Here is a 14729-nt window from a genome sequence, read left to right as displayed (position 1 = left end):
TCGACGCGGCGCAATGTACGAGGACGTCAACGGTGGTGAAACCCTATCCCTTCATTCGCTGCAACCGCGTATCGAAATCCTTCAATTCGCTGAAAGTGATCGACGACCTGTTCCTCGACATTGACCCTGGCGAATTCGTCAGCCTCCTCGGTCCCTCGGGATCGGGCAAGACGACACTCCTGATGATGTTGGCCGGCTTCGAGATGCCGACCGAGGGCGATATCTGGGTGGACGGCCGCCAGATCGACAGATTGCCGCCCCACAAACGCAATATGGGCGTCGTCTTCCAGAATTATGCCCTTTTTCCGCATCTAACCGTAGCTCGGAACGTGGCTTTTCCACTTGAGATGCGTGGCCTCGGACGCGCAGAGATCGAGGAGAAAGTTGAACGTGCGCTCGGGATGGTCGAACTCGCCGGCTTGAAGGAGCGAAAACCCTCACAACTGTCCGGAGGCCAGCAGCAACGCGTGGCGCTTGCCCGGGCGCTGGTGTTCGAACCGCGTGTCGTGCTGATGGACGAACCGCTCGGGGCCCTTGACAAGCGGCTGCGTGAGCAAATGCAACTGGATATCCGCGATCTGCATCGCCGCCTCGGACTAACCATCGTGTTCGTCACGCATGATCAGGCCGAAGCACTTACCATGTCGGACAGGGTGGCGGTCTTTAACAAGGGGAAGATCGAGCAGATAGGCACCCCGCAAGAGATCTATGACTGGCCAGCGACGCGATTTGTCGCCCAGTTCATCGGTGAGACCAATCTCCTCGAGGGCACGGTGGAGCAATCGGGTCATGATGGCAGTCTCGTGCGCCTTGCGGACGGTCGTAGCGTTCAAGTCTCCGGCCAGGCGATAACTGGTCAGAGTGTATGCATATCGCTTCGGCCGGAGCGGATCATGCTTGATGGATCCGGGGTCAGAACCAATTCTTTCTCAACAACGGTCGCCGACAGCATCTATTTTGGCGATCATATTCGCGTGCAGTTGGACGGTCCGCCGAATGGACTTGTTGCAAAAGCGGGGCGCCAGCGGCAGCTCCTGTCCGCCGGCGCAGAGGTCATGGCGTCCTTTGGTTCGGATGACTGCTGGATTGTGCCGGCATGACGCTCTCTGTTCCCAACCTGACTATTCGCGTCACTCCGCAAATTATACCTCACCTGCGAGCCACACTACTCCTCGCGCCACTCGTTCTGTTTCTAGGGGTCTTTTTCCTCTGGCCGCTTGCCAGCATGATGCGGACGGCGGTCTCGGACGAAGTGATGTTGCGCGTCTTTCCGTCCATGCCCGCAGCGGTGGCAGGGTGGAAAGACACCGAGCCGCCGACGGCAGCCATGCAGGCCGCACTTGTTTTCGATCTGCGTGCCGCGAGCGATCAACAGGCGATCGGGGATGCCGTACGCCGCCTTAACGCCGCCCAGGCAGGTTTCCGCTCCCTGATGGGCCGAACTGTCTCCGCCATACGCGCCAATGACGCCGAGGTCGATCTCGTCTCGATTGACGGTCGGTGGGCTGAGCCGCGGTACTGGAAGGCCATCGTTGACGGGCTTTCGCCCTATACCAGCCGCTTTATTCTGGCCGCTGTCGATCTCGGATACGCCGGGAACGGCTCATTTGTGCGGCTACCCCCCGAAACGTCGACCAACCAGTCTGTCTTCCTTCGGACGTTCTGGATCGCGCTGCAGGTGACCGTCGCTTGTGTTGTGATCGGTTTTCCCTTCGCGCTGGTGGCTGCGTCGGTAGAGGGGATCTGGCGACAGGTCTTGCTCTCCGCGATACTGATCCCGATGTGGACCTCAGTGCTGGTGCGCGCGGCAGCCTGGTTCATTTTGCTGCAAGAGCAGGGTCTTCTAAACGGCATGCTGCAGAATGTCGGTCTGACGTCCGGGCCAGTACCTCTGCTGTTTAACCGCGCCGGCGTGGTGATTGCCATGACGCACATGCTTCTGCCCTTCATGGTCCTGCCGATCTTCAGCGTACTTGTTTCGATTCCAAAAGGTCTGATGCCGGCGGCGGCCTCGCTTGGCGCTAACCCGCTCCGCGCTTTCTGGCGAGTGCTCCTGCCCCTGAGCCTGCGTGGCATCGTTTCAGGCAGTGTACTGGTCTTCATGACTTCGATCGGGTTCTACATCATGCCGGCATTGCTGGGCGGTCCTACTGACCAACTGATCAGCTCCTTCATCGCGTTTTACGCAATCGGTTCGGCCAACTGGCAGATGGCCAGCGCGCTCGGCATCATCCTGCTTGCAGCTACGATGGGACTCTATGCCGTTTACAGCCGACTGTCGGTCGATCGCAACAGCGGGATTTGATAATATGATGCGCACACTTAAGGCTTCCTACGGCATAGCCGGCACGCTGTTCATGATCGCGCCGCTTCTCGCTATTCTACCGCTATCGTTCAATGGTGGCATGTTGCTCAGCTATCCGATGAACGGCGTCTCGCTGCGCTGGTTCGAAGAGTTGTTGACCAACAACGCCTGGCGGCTGGCGATCTTCAACAGCCTGTTTATCGGCTTCGTGTCTGCTACTCTCTCGGTCATTCTCGGCACACTCGCAGCGCTGGGATTGCGGGGGCACAGCGGCGGGCTCTATGGGCTGTGCCGCATGGTCTTCCTCTTGCCAATGGTGGCACCTGTCGTCGTGCTCGGGGTCGGCATGCAGATCCTGATGTCGCGAATGGGGCTGACCAACTCATATCCCGGCGTAATTATAGCGCACACGGTGGTGGCGGTGCCCTTCGTGGTCGTGAGCGTTTCCGCTTCGTTGGCCGGAATCGACCGCACGCTTGAGCGCGCCGCTGCCAGCCTTGGTGCGCCGCCATGGACGGTTTTTCGGCGCCTGACCTTGCCGCTCGCTATGCCGGGTTTGCAGTCTGGAGCCGTGTTCGCCTTCGCGACGTCGCTGGACGAGGTGATCCTGACCTTGTTTCTGGGTGGTGCCAATCAGCGCACTCTGGCGCGAGAAATGTTTTCGCAACTGCGCGACAATGTCTCGCCGGCGATAGCGGCTGCAGCTTTCATGTTCATCGTCGGAACGACCACGTTATCAGTTTTGACAATTGCGGTCCGAGGAAGGCGCGTGGGTCTCACAACGGCAAATTAGGAACCGCGCGCCCGACACTTCAATTTCCGGTCGAGAACTAGAATTTGGAGTTATTGCTTTAGGCAAGCGGCCTCCTGGTAGCTGTGTGCTTCGTCATCGAAAGGAAAGGTCGGTTCTTGGCGTCAAAGCCGAACAGCCACTCGCCGCATGTTTCGCATTGGAAACGTATCGTTCCCGACAAAGCCGCCGGTGGTATCCGCCGAGCGAAGACACTTTTCCTTCACCGCGTAACAACGGCTCCAACCTGGGACAGCAACCATGACTGGAAGGCTCGTGCGGTCGCAGCATTGCGCCGCCCATCCGCCATCACGGTGTAATAGCCGTTCGATGTGCTCAATGGCAGATCGATTGCCGTAACGAGCAGCCCGGACGCAATTTCGCCCTCGATAAGATATTCTGGAATCAACCCGAACCCGATCCCTGCAACCGCGGCTTCGATGATCATGCTGAACTGGTCAAACCTGTTCCCATGAAGCGCTGGTATATTGTCGCCGTCATTTGCTCTGAACCAATCGACCCAAAGGCTTGGTCTGGTCGCCAGATGCAATAGAGGCGCATCGGCAAGATCAGAGGCATGCTTGACAGGACATTTCCTGACGAGGCCCGGGCTCACAACCGGTACAATGGTCTCGCCGCAGAGATAGGAGCAGGTCGCGTTCGCCCAGACGGGTTGGCCGTAGTGTATCGCCAGATCGATATCCTCTTCGTGGAAGTCGAAGGGCTCGGTCCTCGAAACTACATTGATCGAGACATTGGGGTTGGCCTCGAGAAAGGCTGGAAGCCGCCGGATAAGCCATCTGCTCCCAAAAGTCGGCAGAGTTGCGACCGTCAGAACCTTCTTGCCGTCCCCGGTTGCTTTCGCCCGAAGAACAACGTCCTCGACCTGGCGCAACAGCTTGACGATATCGGGAAGGATCGCTTCTCCCGATGAGGACAACACGACACGCTTGCGGATACGGTCGAATAAGACGACGCCAAGCTGGGCCTCAAGCATGCGAATCTGGCGGCTGACCGCGCTCTGCGTAAGGCTCAGTTCGACGGCCGCGTGCGTGAAGCTGTTGTGACGTGCAGCGCACTCGAAAGCGCGCAGGAGTTCGAGGTCGGGTATCTGAGAGCGACCGAGGTTCATTCCATACTCGCATCAAATCAGTTGAATTCTTCGCAAGAAAGCCTCGCAATCTCTTGTTATCATGAAAATGGAGAATGATTAAGCAACGAGAGCTAAAGGGCATAGTTATGGATGGCCGCGCCAATGTTTCCTCTGACCATATCCGCAGTGAATTTTCCGCCGCCATGTCCGCCATGTATCGCGACGAGGTTCCGGCCTATGGCACGCTGATGTCGCTGGTCGCCAGGGTGAATGACGAGACGCTCGCCGCCGACCCCCACCTGAAGGCGCGCCTCGAAGCGACCGACTCGCTGGAGCGCATCTCGGAAGAGCGTCACGGCGCCATCCGCCTCGGCACGCCGGAAGAACTTTCCATGATGCGCCGCGTCTTCGCGGTCATGGGCATGTTCCCGGTCGGCTATTACGACCTTTCCACCGCCGGCGTCCCGGTGCATTCCACCGCCTTCCGCCCGGTCGGCGCGGAAAGCCTCAGCCGCAACCCGTTCCGCGTGTTCACCTCGCTGCTCCGCCTCGATCTCATCGCCGACGAGGCGCTGCGCGGGGAAGCCGCCGCGGTTCTCGCCGGCCGCAGGATCTTCACCGATACGGCGGTCGCGCTGGTCGAGAAGGCCGAGCGTGACGGCGGCCTCGACGAGGCCGACGCCGCCAGCTTCGTTGCCGAAGTGCTGGAAACCTTCCGCTGGCACGACCACGCCATCGTCAGCGCCGACATGTACAAGCGCCTGCACGATGCACACCGCCTGATCGCCGACGTCGTCTCCTTCAAGGGCCCGCATATCAACCACCTGACGCCGCGCACGCTCGACATCGACAAGGTGCAGGCGCGCATGCCGCAGGAGGGCATCGCCCCCAAGGCCGTCGTCGAGGGCCCGCCAACCCGCAAATGCCCGATCCTCTTGCGCCAGACCTCGTTCAAGGCGCTGGAAGAGGCCGTCTCCTTCATCGCCGAGGACGGAAGCTGGCAGAAGGGCTCGCACACCGCCCGCTTCGGCGAGATCGAGCAGCGCGGCGTGGCGTTGACGCCGAAGGGCCGTGCGCTCTATGACCAGCTCCTGAACGAAGCCCGCGCCCGCGTGCGCCCGGCCGCCGACGGCTCCAACGCCGGCGAATACGAGGCCGCGCTCGCCGACGTCTTCAAGGCCTTCCCGGACGACTGGGACGGTATCCGCAAGGCGGGCCTCGGCTATTTCCGCTACGCGCTGACGGAAAAGGGCAAGTCGGTCACCGGCCGCAACGCCGATCTCGAAACCGCCATCGAAGCCGGCCTCATCCAGTTCGACCCGATCGTCTACGAGGATTTTCTCCCGGTCAGTGCCGCGGGGATCTTCCAGTCGAACCTTGGCGACGATGCGACGCAAGACTTCGTCGCAAGCCCCAACCAGGTGATGTTCGAGCGCGATCTGGGCAGCGCCGTGCTTGACGAGTTCGCTCATTATGCCGGCATCGAGCGCGCCTCGCTTGGGCACTGCCTGAACGTCGTCAACATGGTGGCTGCCGCCGCGTGACGGAGTTCAGCGTGATCGAGGCTTGCCATATCGAAGCGCTCGGAAGCCTGCTCGGCCAGAAGGGTCTTCTTACCGTGCCCGCCGACATGGCGTCTTACGAGACCGGCGCGCGCTACGACAAGGGCCGCGCCGCCTTCGTCGCCCGCCCGGCAACGACGGCGGAAACCTCCGCCGTCGTTGCCTATTGCGTGCGAAACGGCATCGCCCTCGTGCCGCAGTCCGGCAATACCGGCCTTGTCTCCGGCTCCACGCCGGACGAAAGTGGTCGTCAAGGCGTTCTCAGCCTCGATCGCCTGACCGCGCCTTTCGAGCTGGACCGCATTAACCGCACGGTGAAATCAGGCGCGGGGCTGCGCCTCTCCGACGTCAACGGCAAGCTGGAGCAGAGCGGCCTGTTCTTCCCGATCGATCTCGGCGCCGATCCACGCCTCGGGGGCATGATCGCCACCAATACCGGCGGCTCGCGCTTCCTGCGCTACGGCGATGTCCGCCGCAACACGCTCGGCCTCACCGTCGTCCTTGCAGACGAGGCCGGCACCGTGCTCGACCTTTCCTCGGACCTGCGCAAGAACAATACCGGCGTCGACTGGAAGCAGCTCTTCATCGGCACGTCGGGCGCCTTCGGCATCGTCACCGAATGTGTGCTGAACCTTGAGCCCGCCCCGAAACAATCCGCCACCGCCCTGCTGGTGCCCTCCTCGCCCGAACAGGTCGCGACCCTGCTCGTCGCCATGGAAGACGCGCTCGGCAGCTACCTTTCGGCCTTCGAAGGCATGTCCGGCAATGCTGTCCGCGCCGCGCTCGATCATGTGCCCTCGTTGCGCAACCCGTTCCAGGGCGGCGTGGTGCCCGGCTTCGTGATACTTGCGGAAATCTCCCGCTCCAATCAGCCGCGCGAGGGCGAGCAGCCGCTCGATGCAGTGCTGGAAGAGGTGCTGGCCGCGATCTGGGAACGCGAGGATGCACCGCTTGCCGACGCGTTCGTCGGCCCGCCGCACGAGATCTGGGCACTGCGCCATGCTCTGTCGGAGGGCGTGAAGCATAGCGGGCGCTTGATCGCCTTCGATCTGTCCTTCCGCCGCGGGGACATCATGCCCTTCCTCGCCCATATGAAGGCGGAAATGCCAGAACATTTCGAGGACGTCACGATCTGCGATTTCGGCCATATCGGCGACGGCGGCGTGCACTTCAACCTCGTCGTCGCCAAGGACGATCCGCGCCATGCCGATCCCGATTTCGAGGCGAACCTGCGCGAATGGGTCTTCACCGTGGCGGTCGAGCAGTTCGGCGGCAGCTTCAGCGCCGAGCACGCCATCGGCCGCAAGAACCAGGCCTCCTACAACAAGTACACGCCCGACGAGATCCGCAGGCTCGCGGCTGGGCTCAAGACTATCACCTCGCCGGGTCCGCTCGGCGCCATGACATTCTGAGAGACAACAGGAAGAACCCCATGACGACAGTCGACGTGAAACAGGAAACCTTGAGCCTTCTCGACAAGCTCGGCGTACCGCGCAGCGCCTGGGAAGGCGGCGACATGGCCTCCTACAGCCCGGTCACCGGCGAGGAGATCGCCAAGCTCAAGACCGTCTCGGCCGCTGAAACCGAAAAGGCCATCGACGCCGCCCACGAAGCCTTCAAGGCCTGGCGCCTCGTGCCCGCCCCCAAGCGCGGCGAGCTCGTCCGCCTGCTCGGCGAGGAGCTGCGTGCCGCCAAGGCCGATCTCGGCCGCCTCGTCTCCATCGAGGCCGGCAAGATCACCTCCGAAGGCCTCGGCGAAGTGCAGGAAATGATCGACATCTGCGATTTCGCCGTCGGCCTCTCCCGTCAGCTCTACGGCCTCACCATCGCCACCGAGCGCCCCGGCCACCGCATGATGGAGACCTGGCATCCGCTCGGCGTCGTCGGCATCATCTCGGCCTTCAACTTCCCGGTTGCCGTCTGGTCGTGGAATGCCGCTCTGGCGCTCGTAGCCGGCAATTCCATCGTCTGGAAGCCCTCCGAGAAGACCCCGCTGACGGCGCTTGCCTGCCAGGCGATCTTCGAGCGTGCGCTCGCCCGCTTCGGTGACGCCCCGGCGAACCTTTCCCAGATCCTCATCGGCGACCGTGCCATCGGCGAAGCCCTCGTCGACAACCACAAGGTCGCGCTCGTCTCGGCCACCGGCTCCACCCGCATGGGCAAGGAAGTCGGCCCGCGTCTGGCAAAACGTTTCGCCCGCTCGATCCTCGAACTCGGCGGCAACAATGCCGGCATCGTCTGCCCGTCTGCCGACCTCGATATGGCACTGCGCGCCATCGCCTTCGGCGCCATGGGCACCGCCGGCCAGCGCTGCACGACGCTGCGCCGCCTCTTCGTGCATGACAGCGTCTACGACCAGCTCGTTCCGCGCCTGAAGAAGGCCTATACGAGCGTTTCCGTGGGCAATCCGCTGGAAACCTCCGCCCTCGTCGGCCCGCTCGTCGACAAGCAGGCCTTCGACGGCATGCAGAAGGCGCTGGCGGCAGCCAAGGCCGAGGGCGGTTCCGTCACCGGCGGCGAGCGCGTCACCGAAGCCGGCAAGGACACGGCCTATTATGTGAAGCCCGCCATCGTCGAAATGCCGAAGCAGGCCGGCCCGGTCCTCGAAGAGACCTTCGCGCCGATCCTCTACGTCATGAAATATTCCGACTTCGAAGCCGTGCTGGACGACCACAACGCCGTTTCGGCCGGTCTTTCCTCGTCGATCTTCACGCTCAACGTTCAGGAAGCCGAGCGCTTCCTGTCGGCTGACGGTTCCGACTGCGGCATCGCCAATGTCAACATCGGCACGTCCGGCGCCGAGATCGGCGGCGCGTTCGGCGGCGAAAAGGAAACCGGCGGCGGGCGCGAATCCGGCTCCGACGCCTGGAAGGCCTATATGCGCCGCGCCACCAACACGGTGAACTATTCAAAGGCCCTGCCGCTCGCGCAGGGCGTCTCTTTCGACATCGAATAAGGGCGACATCGAGTAAGCGACCATGAACAGCCAGACCAAGATCGAAGAGGCGGCTTTTGTCCCCGCCGCGCGCATCGCCGCCATCGGCGTCTCGAAGATCCTGCAGATCGGTGCGCGCGCGAGCGCCATGAAGAAGGAAGGCCTGCCGGTCATCATCCTCGGCGCCGGCGAGCCTGACTTCGACACGCCCGATAACGTCAAGGCCGCCGCCAAAGCCGCGATCGACCGAGGCGAGACCAAATACACCGCGCTCGACGGGACGCCGGAGCTGAAGAAGGCGATCTGCGAAAAATTCCGCCGCGAAAACGACGTCGACTATGCACTCGACGAGGTCACCGTCGCGACGGGCGCCAAGCAGATCCTGTTCAACGCCTTCATGGCGACGATCAATCCGGGCGACGAGGTGATCATCCCGACGCCCTACTGGACATCCTATTCCGACATTGTGGAGATCTGCGGCGGCGTGCCGGTGCTGATCCCCTGCGACGCGGAAGCCGGCTTCCGCCTGAAGGCCGAGCAACTCGAAAAGGCGATTACGCCGAACACCCGCTGGGTGCTCTTCAACTCGCCGTCAAACCCGTCGGGCGCCGCCTATAGCGAAGCCGATTATCGCCCGCTGCTCGACGTGCTGCTGCGCCATCCGCATGTCTGGCTGATGGTCGACGACATGTACGAGCACATAGTCTATGACGGTTTCGAGTTTGTGACTCCCGTCGCCATCGAGCCGCGCCTGAAAAGCCGCACGCTGACGATCAACGGTGTTTCCAAGGCCTACGCCATGACCGGCTGGCGCATCGGCTATGCCGGCGGCCCGAAGGCGCTGATCAAGGCCATGGCCGTGATCCAGAGCCAGGCGACCTCCTGCCCCTCCTCAGTCAGCCAGGCTGCCTCCGTCGAGGCGCTGAATGGTCCGCAGGATTTTCTGAAAGACCGCCAGGCGAGCTTCAAGCACCGCCGCGACCTCGTCGTCTCGGCGCTGAACGCCATTCCCGGTCTTGCATGCCGCACTCCGGAAGGTGCCTTCTATACCTTCGCCGGCTGCGCCGGCGTGATCGGCAAGACGACGCCCAAGGGCAAGCGCATCGAGGCCGACAGCGACTTCACGGACTACCTTCTCGAAGACGCCCATGTCGCCGTCGTTCCCGGCTCCGCCTTCGGCCTCTCTCCCTATTTCCGCATCTCCTATGCCACGTCGGAGGCAGAGCTTGAGGAGGCTTTGAAACGCATCAGCGATGCATGTCAGAAATTACAAATCTGAGTTTCTGGTAGAAACTCGGCGCAGTCCGTTGGGCCGAGGGGCAGGGAAGGGCAGGGGTTCCGCTGCTGAAATGCGCAATATACAGTGAACCACTCCGGCGCAGACGTTAAGGCCGTCCTTCGTATCCTCTTTAGCCGCCGCTGCAGTCAGATAGTCATCCGCAATCGAATTCGCGCAGCGCCGGCACGAAGTTTTCATTGTCATGTCCCGAGCGTGTTAGTTTGAGCAGAGCAAAGCGCTGCAGGTCCGTTAAGCCTGCCCATTGAGAGAGAAGTGGAGGTTTGTGGCCTTTTGCTTCGGCCTCGCGGATTACGGCCTCGGGAACCGCGGAAATGTTCATCCATTCGGCATCATTGACGACATCGATGAGTGTGACGGATCCTCTTGTACGAAGGCCAATAAGCTCGACAAGGGTCTCACGATATTTTTCGATTTCGTCCGTGGTTTCGCAAGCCAGTTCAAGAAGCGACGCGCGATCCTCCAGCTTGAACTGACTCCACTGCCTGAGCGATAATTTCACGCCCACCAGATCCAACTTGCGGCGCACTGCCATCGGCACGCAACGGAGCGTGTTGGCAAAATCGAGCTCGAAGTCGAATATTTGACGGTTCCCGGCGGCTGATGCACTCATTGCGAACTCCTGCCTGATGTGGTCTAGGGTTGAGGGCAGAGCCCGTTTCCGATCCTGCCACTAGGAGCCAACCCGAATCCTCGCCACTCTCGATCGAAGAGCTGCAAGCACGCTTGGGGCGACTATTCTTGATGTTTTAGGGTTGAGGGACGGCACATTTCGGCTTTCAAGGGTGAGTGCGATCTCCAGACCCTCGACGCGCAGACTATGAACAGCCCCTGACACGTGCGGATCAATCCACATTTCAATGGTTGTCCGCTCGAAGCCGATACCTGCCAGGCTCAGCGACACAGCCACGTTGAGATGACGGGGAAAAGCACGAGCGGCATCTGCGGCTGACCCATGAAAAACCCTGACGGGCGCGGTTGGTGCGGCAGCGCGGAAGTCCAATCCTTGTTGAAGAACGAAAGGCTCGTGTGCCAATGACTCTGTCTTGACCCGTGTCGTCAGATGCACCGAATCGATCGTTCCCTCTGCTGCACTGCGGAGGATGTCGAGGCCGGGTATCGCACCTGTTGCAATCTGGAGCATCGCGCCATTCGCCTCGAGGATCGATTCCAGATCAGGAATTGCCAGGAGCCCGCCAGCACTGACGCAGATCAGATCCGTGCCTCTCACGCTTATATTCTCGACGATTTCCGGCATCGCCGCACCGGTGGCGACTTCGATGGCAATGTCACAATGGTCTGCCAGTCTGGAGAGTGGCACGACCGGGATGTCAAAGTTCCGGTCCGACAGGAAAGCCTGCGCTTTTGCCGCGTCACGAACGGAAACGGCCGTAAGGGAGACGCCCGGAATAGCACCTTCGACGAGAGCTGTCGCGATCTGACGGCCGGCGCTTCCCAGGCCGACCATTCCGACCTTCAAAAATTGTGGTCGGCTCCGATTGTCGCTGTGCGACGACTGTGAGGGGGAAAAGGGAGGGTGCTCGTGCTGCAACGTCATACTATCGCTCCTCGGTCAACCAGGCAGGCAGGCTGTCGGCCGCGATCATTTCCTCGAAGGACCGACGAGGCCTGATGACGTGGAAGGCATCGCCCTTGACCAACACCTCCGCAATGAGAGGGCGCGAATTATATTCGCAGGCCTGCACGGCACCGTAGGCGCCGGCGGAACCGACGGCCAACAGGTCGCCCGCTTCGACCAGTGGCATGCGACGACCAAGAGCCAGGAAATCGCCGGTTTCGCAAACGGGTCCGACGACATCGACCCGAATGGAGGCGGCCCCGGGGACAGATTGGCAAACGGGTGATATGTCGTGGTGCGCGTCGTAAAGGGTCGGCCGTATCAGGTCGTTCATGCCGGCATCGACAATCACGAAATGCCTGTCGCCTTCATGCTTCAGATAAATGACTTTGGTGATCAGCACGCCGGCATTCCCAGCGATCGATCGCCCGGGTTCCAGGATAATCTTGCATCCGAGACCACTTAGCCGATCCTTGACGACCTTGGCGTATGCGGCTGGATCAGGAGGACGTTGATCCGAATCACTATAGGGAATTCCGAGCCCCCCACCGATATCGATATGCCCAATTTGATGTCCGTCGCTGCGTAATGTTTCAATTAGTTCACGGAGCAGATCAAAGGCATTGGCGAAAGGTTCCAGATCGGTGATCTGGCTGCCGATATGCATGTCGATACCGGCAATCTCGAGGCCCGGCAGCAAGGCAGCACGCGCGTAAATCTCCCGAACACGCGTGAAGGCCAGCCCGAACTTGTTTTCCTTTTTGCCGGTGGAAATCTTGGCGTGCGTACGCGCGTCGACGTCGGGATTCACGCGCAGTGAAACTGGTGCTCTCTTTCCTTTTCCGATCGCGCGCTCATTCAGAGCTTCCAGTTCCGCTTCGCTTTCGACGTTGAAGCAGTAAATTCCGGCGTCGAGCGCGAAATCCATTTCAGGAGCCGTTTTCCCAACGCCTGAAAACACAATCCTGTCAGCAGGAATACCCGCGGCAAGTGCGCGCCTCAGCTCGCCTTCTGACACGACATCGATGCCCGCGCCTAACGGCCCGAGCGTCTTTAGCACGGCCTGGTTCGAATTGGCCTTCATGGCATAGCAAACGAGGGAATCGACGTCTGAGAAGGCATCCTGGAAAGCCAGAAATCCTCCGGCCAGCGCCGCACTCGAATATAGATAAAAAGGCGTTCCGACGGCTTCAGCGATCGCCGCGACAGACACACCTTCTGCATGCATCAGGCCATTTTGATATTCGAATGCGTTCACGGCAAACCCTTCGCGTCCCACTGGCTCCCCGAGAATGGTGTTGCCTGCGGAACGGCCCTACGACCGCCCATTGCGGCAGTGAAAACCGGCTCTGAGCGACCTGAAAAGCCAGGCCGCTCAGCAGGATCACATCAATTGAATTCCCGGTTCATGGTATCGTTCGAGAGCGGATCGGCGCCTTGCTTTCTCAGCCATGAGAAAACAGGGGGAACACGTTCGGCCAGCGACTCGATGACGATGTCGATGAAGATCGGGCCATCTTTGTGCTTTTCAGCGTAAATGATCGCGTCGCGGAATTCTTCGGCGGTTTCAACCTTGAACGATTTGATGCCGAAGGCGTCGGCAATTGCGGCCGCGTCGCCACGCGAGAAATCCACGGAATAGCAGTCGTTGGTTCCGCGTCCCTGCATACGATGCAGGCCTTTGATCCAGCCAAAGCAGGCATTGTTGAAATGCAGGAGCAGCGCTGGAACCTGCAGGCGCACCAGGGTTTCCAGTTCGCCAACGCTCATATTGAACGATCCGTCCCCGAACAGACCGATCGGGCGCTTGTCGGGGTCTGCCACCCAGGCGCCGACGACGGCCGGGATCGCATAACCAAGTCCGCCGAACGCGCGCGGTATGATGAACGTCGACTGACCGTCGATAATTTTGAAGAACCGCGTCATGTACGGCGTCGGCGTTCCGGCATCGGAGAGCACATTGGCAGGGAAAAGCCGGCTATTGTTCAGCACAGACACGACGACCTCGGGCTTGAGCGGAGACGTCGTATCGGCAGAGAATTTCATCGAGGCGTCCCAGAACGCACCGCGCCAGACATTGATCGTCTGAACCCAGCTCGTGTAGTCGCGAGCTTTCTGCTCATCGAATGCGTCAACGAGCGCTTCGAGAGCCAATCTTGCGTCGGAGCAGATCGACAAATCGTTATGAGCCGTGTTGGCGAGCACATTGGGATCGCTGTCTATCTGGACAATCTTTCGCTCGACGTTCTTCTTCGGCAATGACCAGCCGACAGTGACAACCGAACCGACCTTGCTGCCGATGTAGAGGATGAGGTCGCTTTCCTCGAGCGCGCGATTTGCATGGGGATGAAAGCCATTGTCGCCGATGACGCCAATGGCCAGTTTGTGGTCATCCGGCAGGACGCCCTGACCAGTGATCGATGTCACTACCGGAATGTTGGTCTTTTCAACAAAACGCAGCAGCGCGTCGCCGGCTTTGCCACGGTTGCAACCGCCTCCGGCGACGATAACCGGCCGGCTGCTCTCGCCCAGCAAGGCCACGAGACGCTGGACTGCATCCTGAGACGGAGCCGTTGCAAAAGAGGGGAACGAGCTGCATTCGTCTTCGGCGTAGATCGCCTCCGGAGCAATAGAGGCCTCGTGATCGAGAATGTCCTCGGGGATCACCAGGTGCACGGCGCCGGGCGTGCCGCTGGTTGCGATACGGAAAGCGCGGCGAACCGTTTCCGGAATCTTGTCGGTCGACTTGATTTGTATCGACGCTTTGGTGATCGGCTCGAACAGGGTCTTGCAGTCCAGTTCCGTAATCACACCTCTGCCTTCGCCGGACAGTGGAATGTCGATGGTGAGAAGGATCATCGCCACGGAAGACGAGTTCGCTTCCGCAACGGGCGGCAGCGAGTACATCGCCCCGGCCCCGGATGGCGCCTCGAACACGCCGACCTTGTTTGAGATGCGTGCATAGGCGTCCGCCATGTAACCGGCACTTCGCTCGTCACGGCACATGATATGCCTGATCTCGCCGACGCGGCGCTGCAATGCCGAATATAAGGAAACGTTGGTGTCGCCTGGGACACCGAACAGGTCGTTGACGCCATAACGTACAAGCATCTCTACCAGAATATCTGCGCCGTTCATTTTCGACCTTTCGGTATCTGAGTATCTCTA

Annotated in this window: 12 protein-coding genes; 7 read left to right on the top strand and 5 right to left on the bottom strand. The window is 60.8% G+C overall.

Features of this window, described 5'->3' with window-relative positions; all coding sequences use genetic code 11:
- Window positions 1-35: 35 nt before the first annotated feature.
- Genes CFBP4996_RS28140 through CFBP4996_RS28130 form a run of 3 tightly spaced genes read left to right on the top strand, consistent with a single transcriptional unit; the run spans window position 36 to window position 3098 of the window.
- Complete coding sequence (locus tag CFBP4996_RS28140; protein ID WP_121490381.1) at window positions 36-1100, top strand: ABC transporter ATP-binding protein; 1065 nt, start codon at window positions 36-38, stop codon at window positions 1098-1100.
- Entirely contained in the window at window positions 1097-2305 is a 1209-nt protein-coding gene (locus CFBP4996_RS28135) for an ABC transporter permease (protein WP_080855214.1), read from the top strand. The genes CFBP4996_RS28140 and CFBP4996_RS28135 overlap by 4 nt, the downstream gene beginning before the upstream one ends.
- Window positions 2306-2309: 4 nt before the next feature.
- On the top strand, window positions 2310-3098 hold the full coding sequence (locus CFBP4996_RS28130; protein WP_080855213.1) for an ABC transporter permease: 789 nt from the start codon (window positions 2310-2312) through the stop codon (window positions 3096-3098).
- A gap of 220 nt (window positions 3099-3318) precedes the next feature.
- On the opposite strand, the gene CFBP4996_RS28125 is transcribed toward CFBP4996_RS28130, so the two are convergent.
- Window positions 3319-4227, bottom strand: a complete 909-nt coding sequence (locus CFBP4996_RS28125) for a LysR family transcriptional regulator (RefSeq protein WP_080855212.1) — start codon at window positions 4225-4227, stop codon at window positions 3319-3321.
- A gap of 107 nt (window positions 4228-4334) precedes the next feature.
- On the opposite strand from CFBP4996_RS28125, the gene hglS reads away from it, so the two are divergent.
- Genes hglS through CFBP4996_RS28105 form a run of 4 tightly spaced genes read left to right on the top strand, consistent with a single transcriptional unit; the run spans window position 4335 to window position 9964 of the window.
- Window positions 4335-5732: a 2-oxoadipate dioxygenase/decarboxylase HglS gene (gene hglS, locus CFBP4996_RS28120; protein WP_080855211.1), complete on the top strand. Its 1398-nt coding sequence runs from the start codon at window positions 4335-4337 to the stop codon at window positions 5730-5732.
- Between the two features lie 11 nt (window positions 5733-5743).
- Window positions 5744-7162: an FAD-binding oxidoreductase gene (locus tag CFBP4996_RS28115; RefSeq protein ID WP_080855412.1), complete on the top strand. Its 1419-nt coding sequence runs from the start codon at window positions 5744-5746 to the stop codon at window positions 7160-7162.
- Between the two features lie 20 nt (window positions 7163-7182).
- Window positions 7183-8706 carry an L-piperidine-6-carboxylate dehydrogenase gene (gene amaB, locus CFBP4996_RS28110; RefSeq protein ID WP_080855210.1) on the top strand — a complete coding sequence of 508 codons (1524 nt, stop codon included), beginning with the start codon at window positions 7183-7185 and terminating at the stop codon, window positions 8704-8706.
- A 22-nt stretch (window positions 8707-8728) separates the two neighbouring features.
- Window positions 8729-9964, top strand: coding sequence for a pyridoxal phosphate-dependent aminotransferase (locus tag CFBP4996_RS28105; RefSeq protein ID WP_080855209.1), 1236 nt, complete (start codon window positions 8729-8731; stop codon window positions 9962-9964).
- Between the two features lie 154 nt (window positions 9965-10118).
- Here CFBP4996_RS28105 and CFBP4996_RS28100 read toward each other — a convergent pair whose 3' ends face one another.
- From CFBP4996_RS28100 to CFBP4996_RS28085, 4 genes are all read right to left on the bottom strand, one after another.
- Window positions 10119-10595, bottom strand: coding sequence for a nitrate reductase associated protein (locus CFBP4996_RS28100; protein ID WP_080855208.1), 477 nt, complete (start codon window positions 10593-10595; stop codon window positions 10119-10121).
- A 60-nt stretch (window positions 10596-10655) separates the two neighbouring features.
- Window positions 10656-11540 carry an aspartate dehydrogenase domain-containing protein gene (locus tag CFBP4996_RS28095; protein WP_080855207.1) on the bottom strand — a complete coding sequence of 295 codons (885 nt, stop codon included), beginning with the start codon at window positions 11538-11540 and terminating at the stop codon, window positions 10656-10658.
- Window position 11541: 1 nt separating this feature from the next.
- Window positions 11542-12819: a diaminopimelate decarboxylase gene (lysA, locus tag CFBP4996_RS28090; protein ID WP_080855411.1), complete on the bottom strand. Its 1278-nt coding sequence runs from the start codon at window positions 12817-12819 to the stop codon at window positions 11542-11544.
- Between the two features lie 131 nt (window positions 12820-12950).
- On the bottom strand, window positions 12951-14699 hold the full coding sequence (locus tag CFBP4996_RS28085) for a thiamine pyrophosphate-binding protein (RefSeq protein ID WP_080855206.1): 1749 nt from the start codon (window positions 14697-14699) through the stop codon (window positions 12951-12953).
- Window positions 14700-14729: the final 30 nt, after the last annotated feature.

Source organism: Agrobacterium leguminum, assembly GCF_005144435.2.
GTDB lineage: Bacteria > Pseudomonadota > Alphaproteobacteria > Rhizobiales > Rhizobiaceae > Agrobacterium > Agrobacterium leguminum.
Note: the sequence above shows the minus strand (reverse complement) of the source record. Positions and strands in the feature narration are given on the sequence as shown.

Bases quoted from the DNA above. Each gene is read 5' to 3' on its own strand.
- CFBP4996_RS28095 (WP_080855207.1), bottom strand. From the start codon at position 11,540: ATGACGTTGCAGCACGAGCACCCTCCCTTTTCCCCCTCACAGTCGTCG.
- CFBP4996_RS28085 (WP_080855206.1), bottom strand. From the start codon at position 14,699: ATGAACGGCGCAGATATTCTGGTAGAGATGCTTGTACGTTATGGCGTC.
- CFBP4996_RS28125 (WP_080855212.1), bottom strand. From the start codon at position 4,227: ATGAACCTCGGTCGCTCTCAGATACCCGACCTCGAACTCCTGCGCGCT.
- hglS (WP_080855211.1), top strand. From the start codon at position 4,335: ATGGATGGCCGCGCCAATGTTTCCTCTGACCATATCCGCAGTGAATTT.
- CFBP4996_RS28135 (WP_080855214.1), top strand. From the start codon at position 1,097: ATGACGCTCTCTGTTCCCAACCTGACTATTCGCGTCACTCCGCAAATT.
- CFBP4996_RS28130 (WP_080855213.1), top strand. From the start codon at position 2,310: ATGATGCGCACACTTAAGGCTTCCTACGGCATAGCCGGCACGCTGTTC.
- CFBP4996_RS28105 (WP_080855209.1), top strand. From the start codon at position 8,729: ATGAACAGCCAGACCAAGATCGAAGAGGCGGCTTTTGTCCCCGCCGCG.
- CFBP4996_RS28100 (WP_080855208.1), bottom strand. From the start codon at position 10,595: ATGAGTGCATCAGCCGCCGGGAACCGTCAAATATTCGACTTCGAGCTC.
- amaB (WP_080855210.1), top strand. From the start codon at position 7,183: ATGACGACAGTCGACGTGAAACAGGAAACCTTGAGCCTTCTCGACAAG.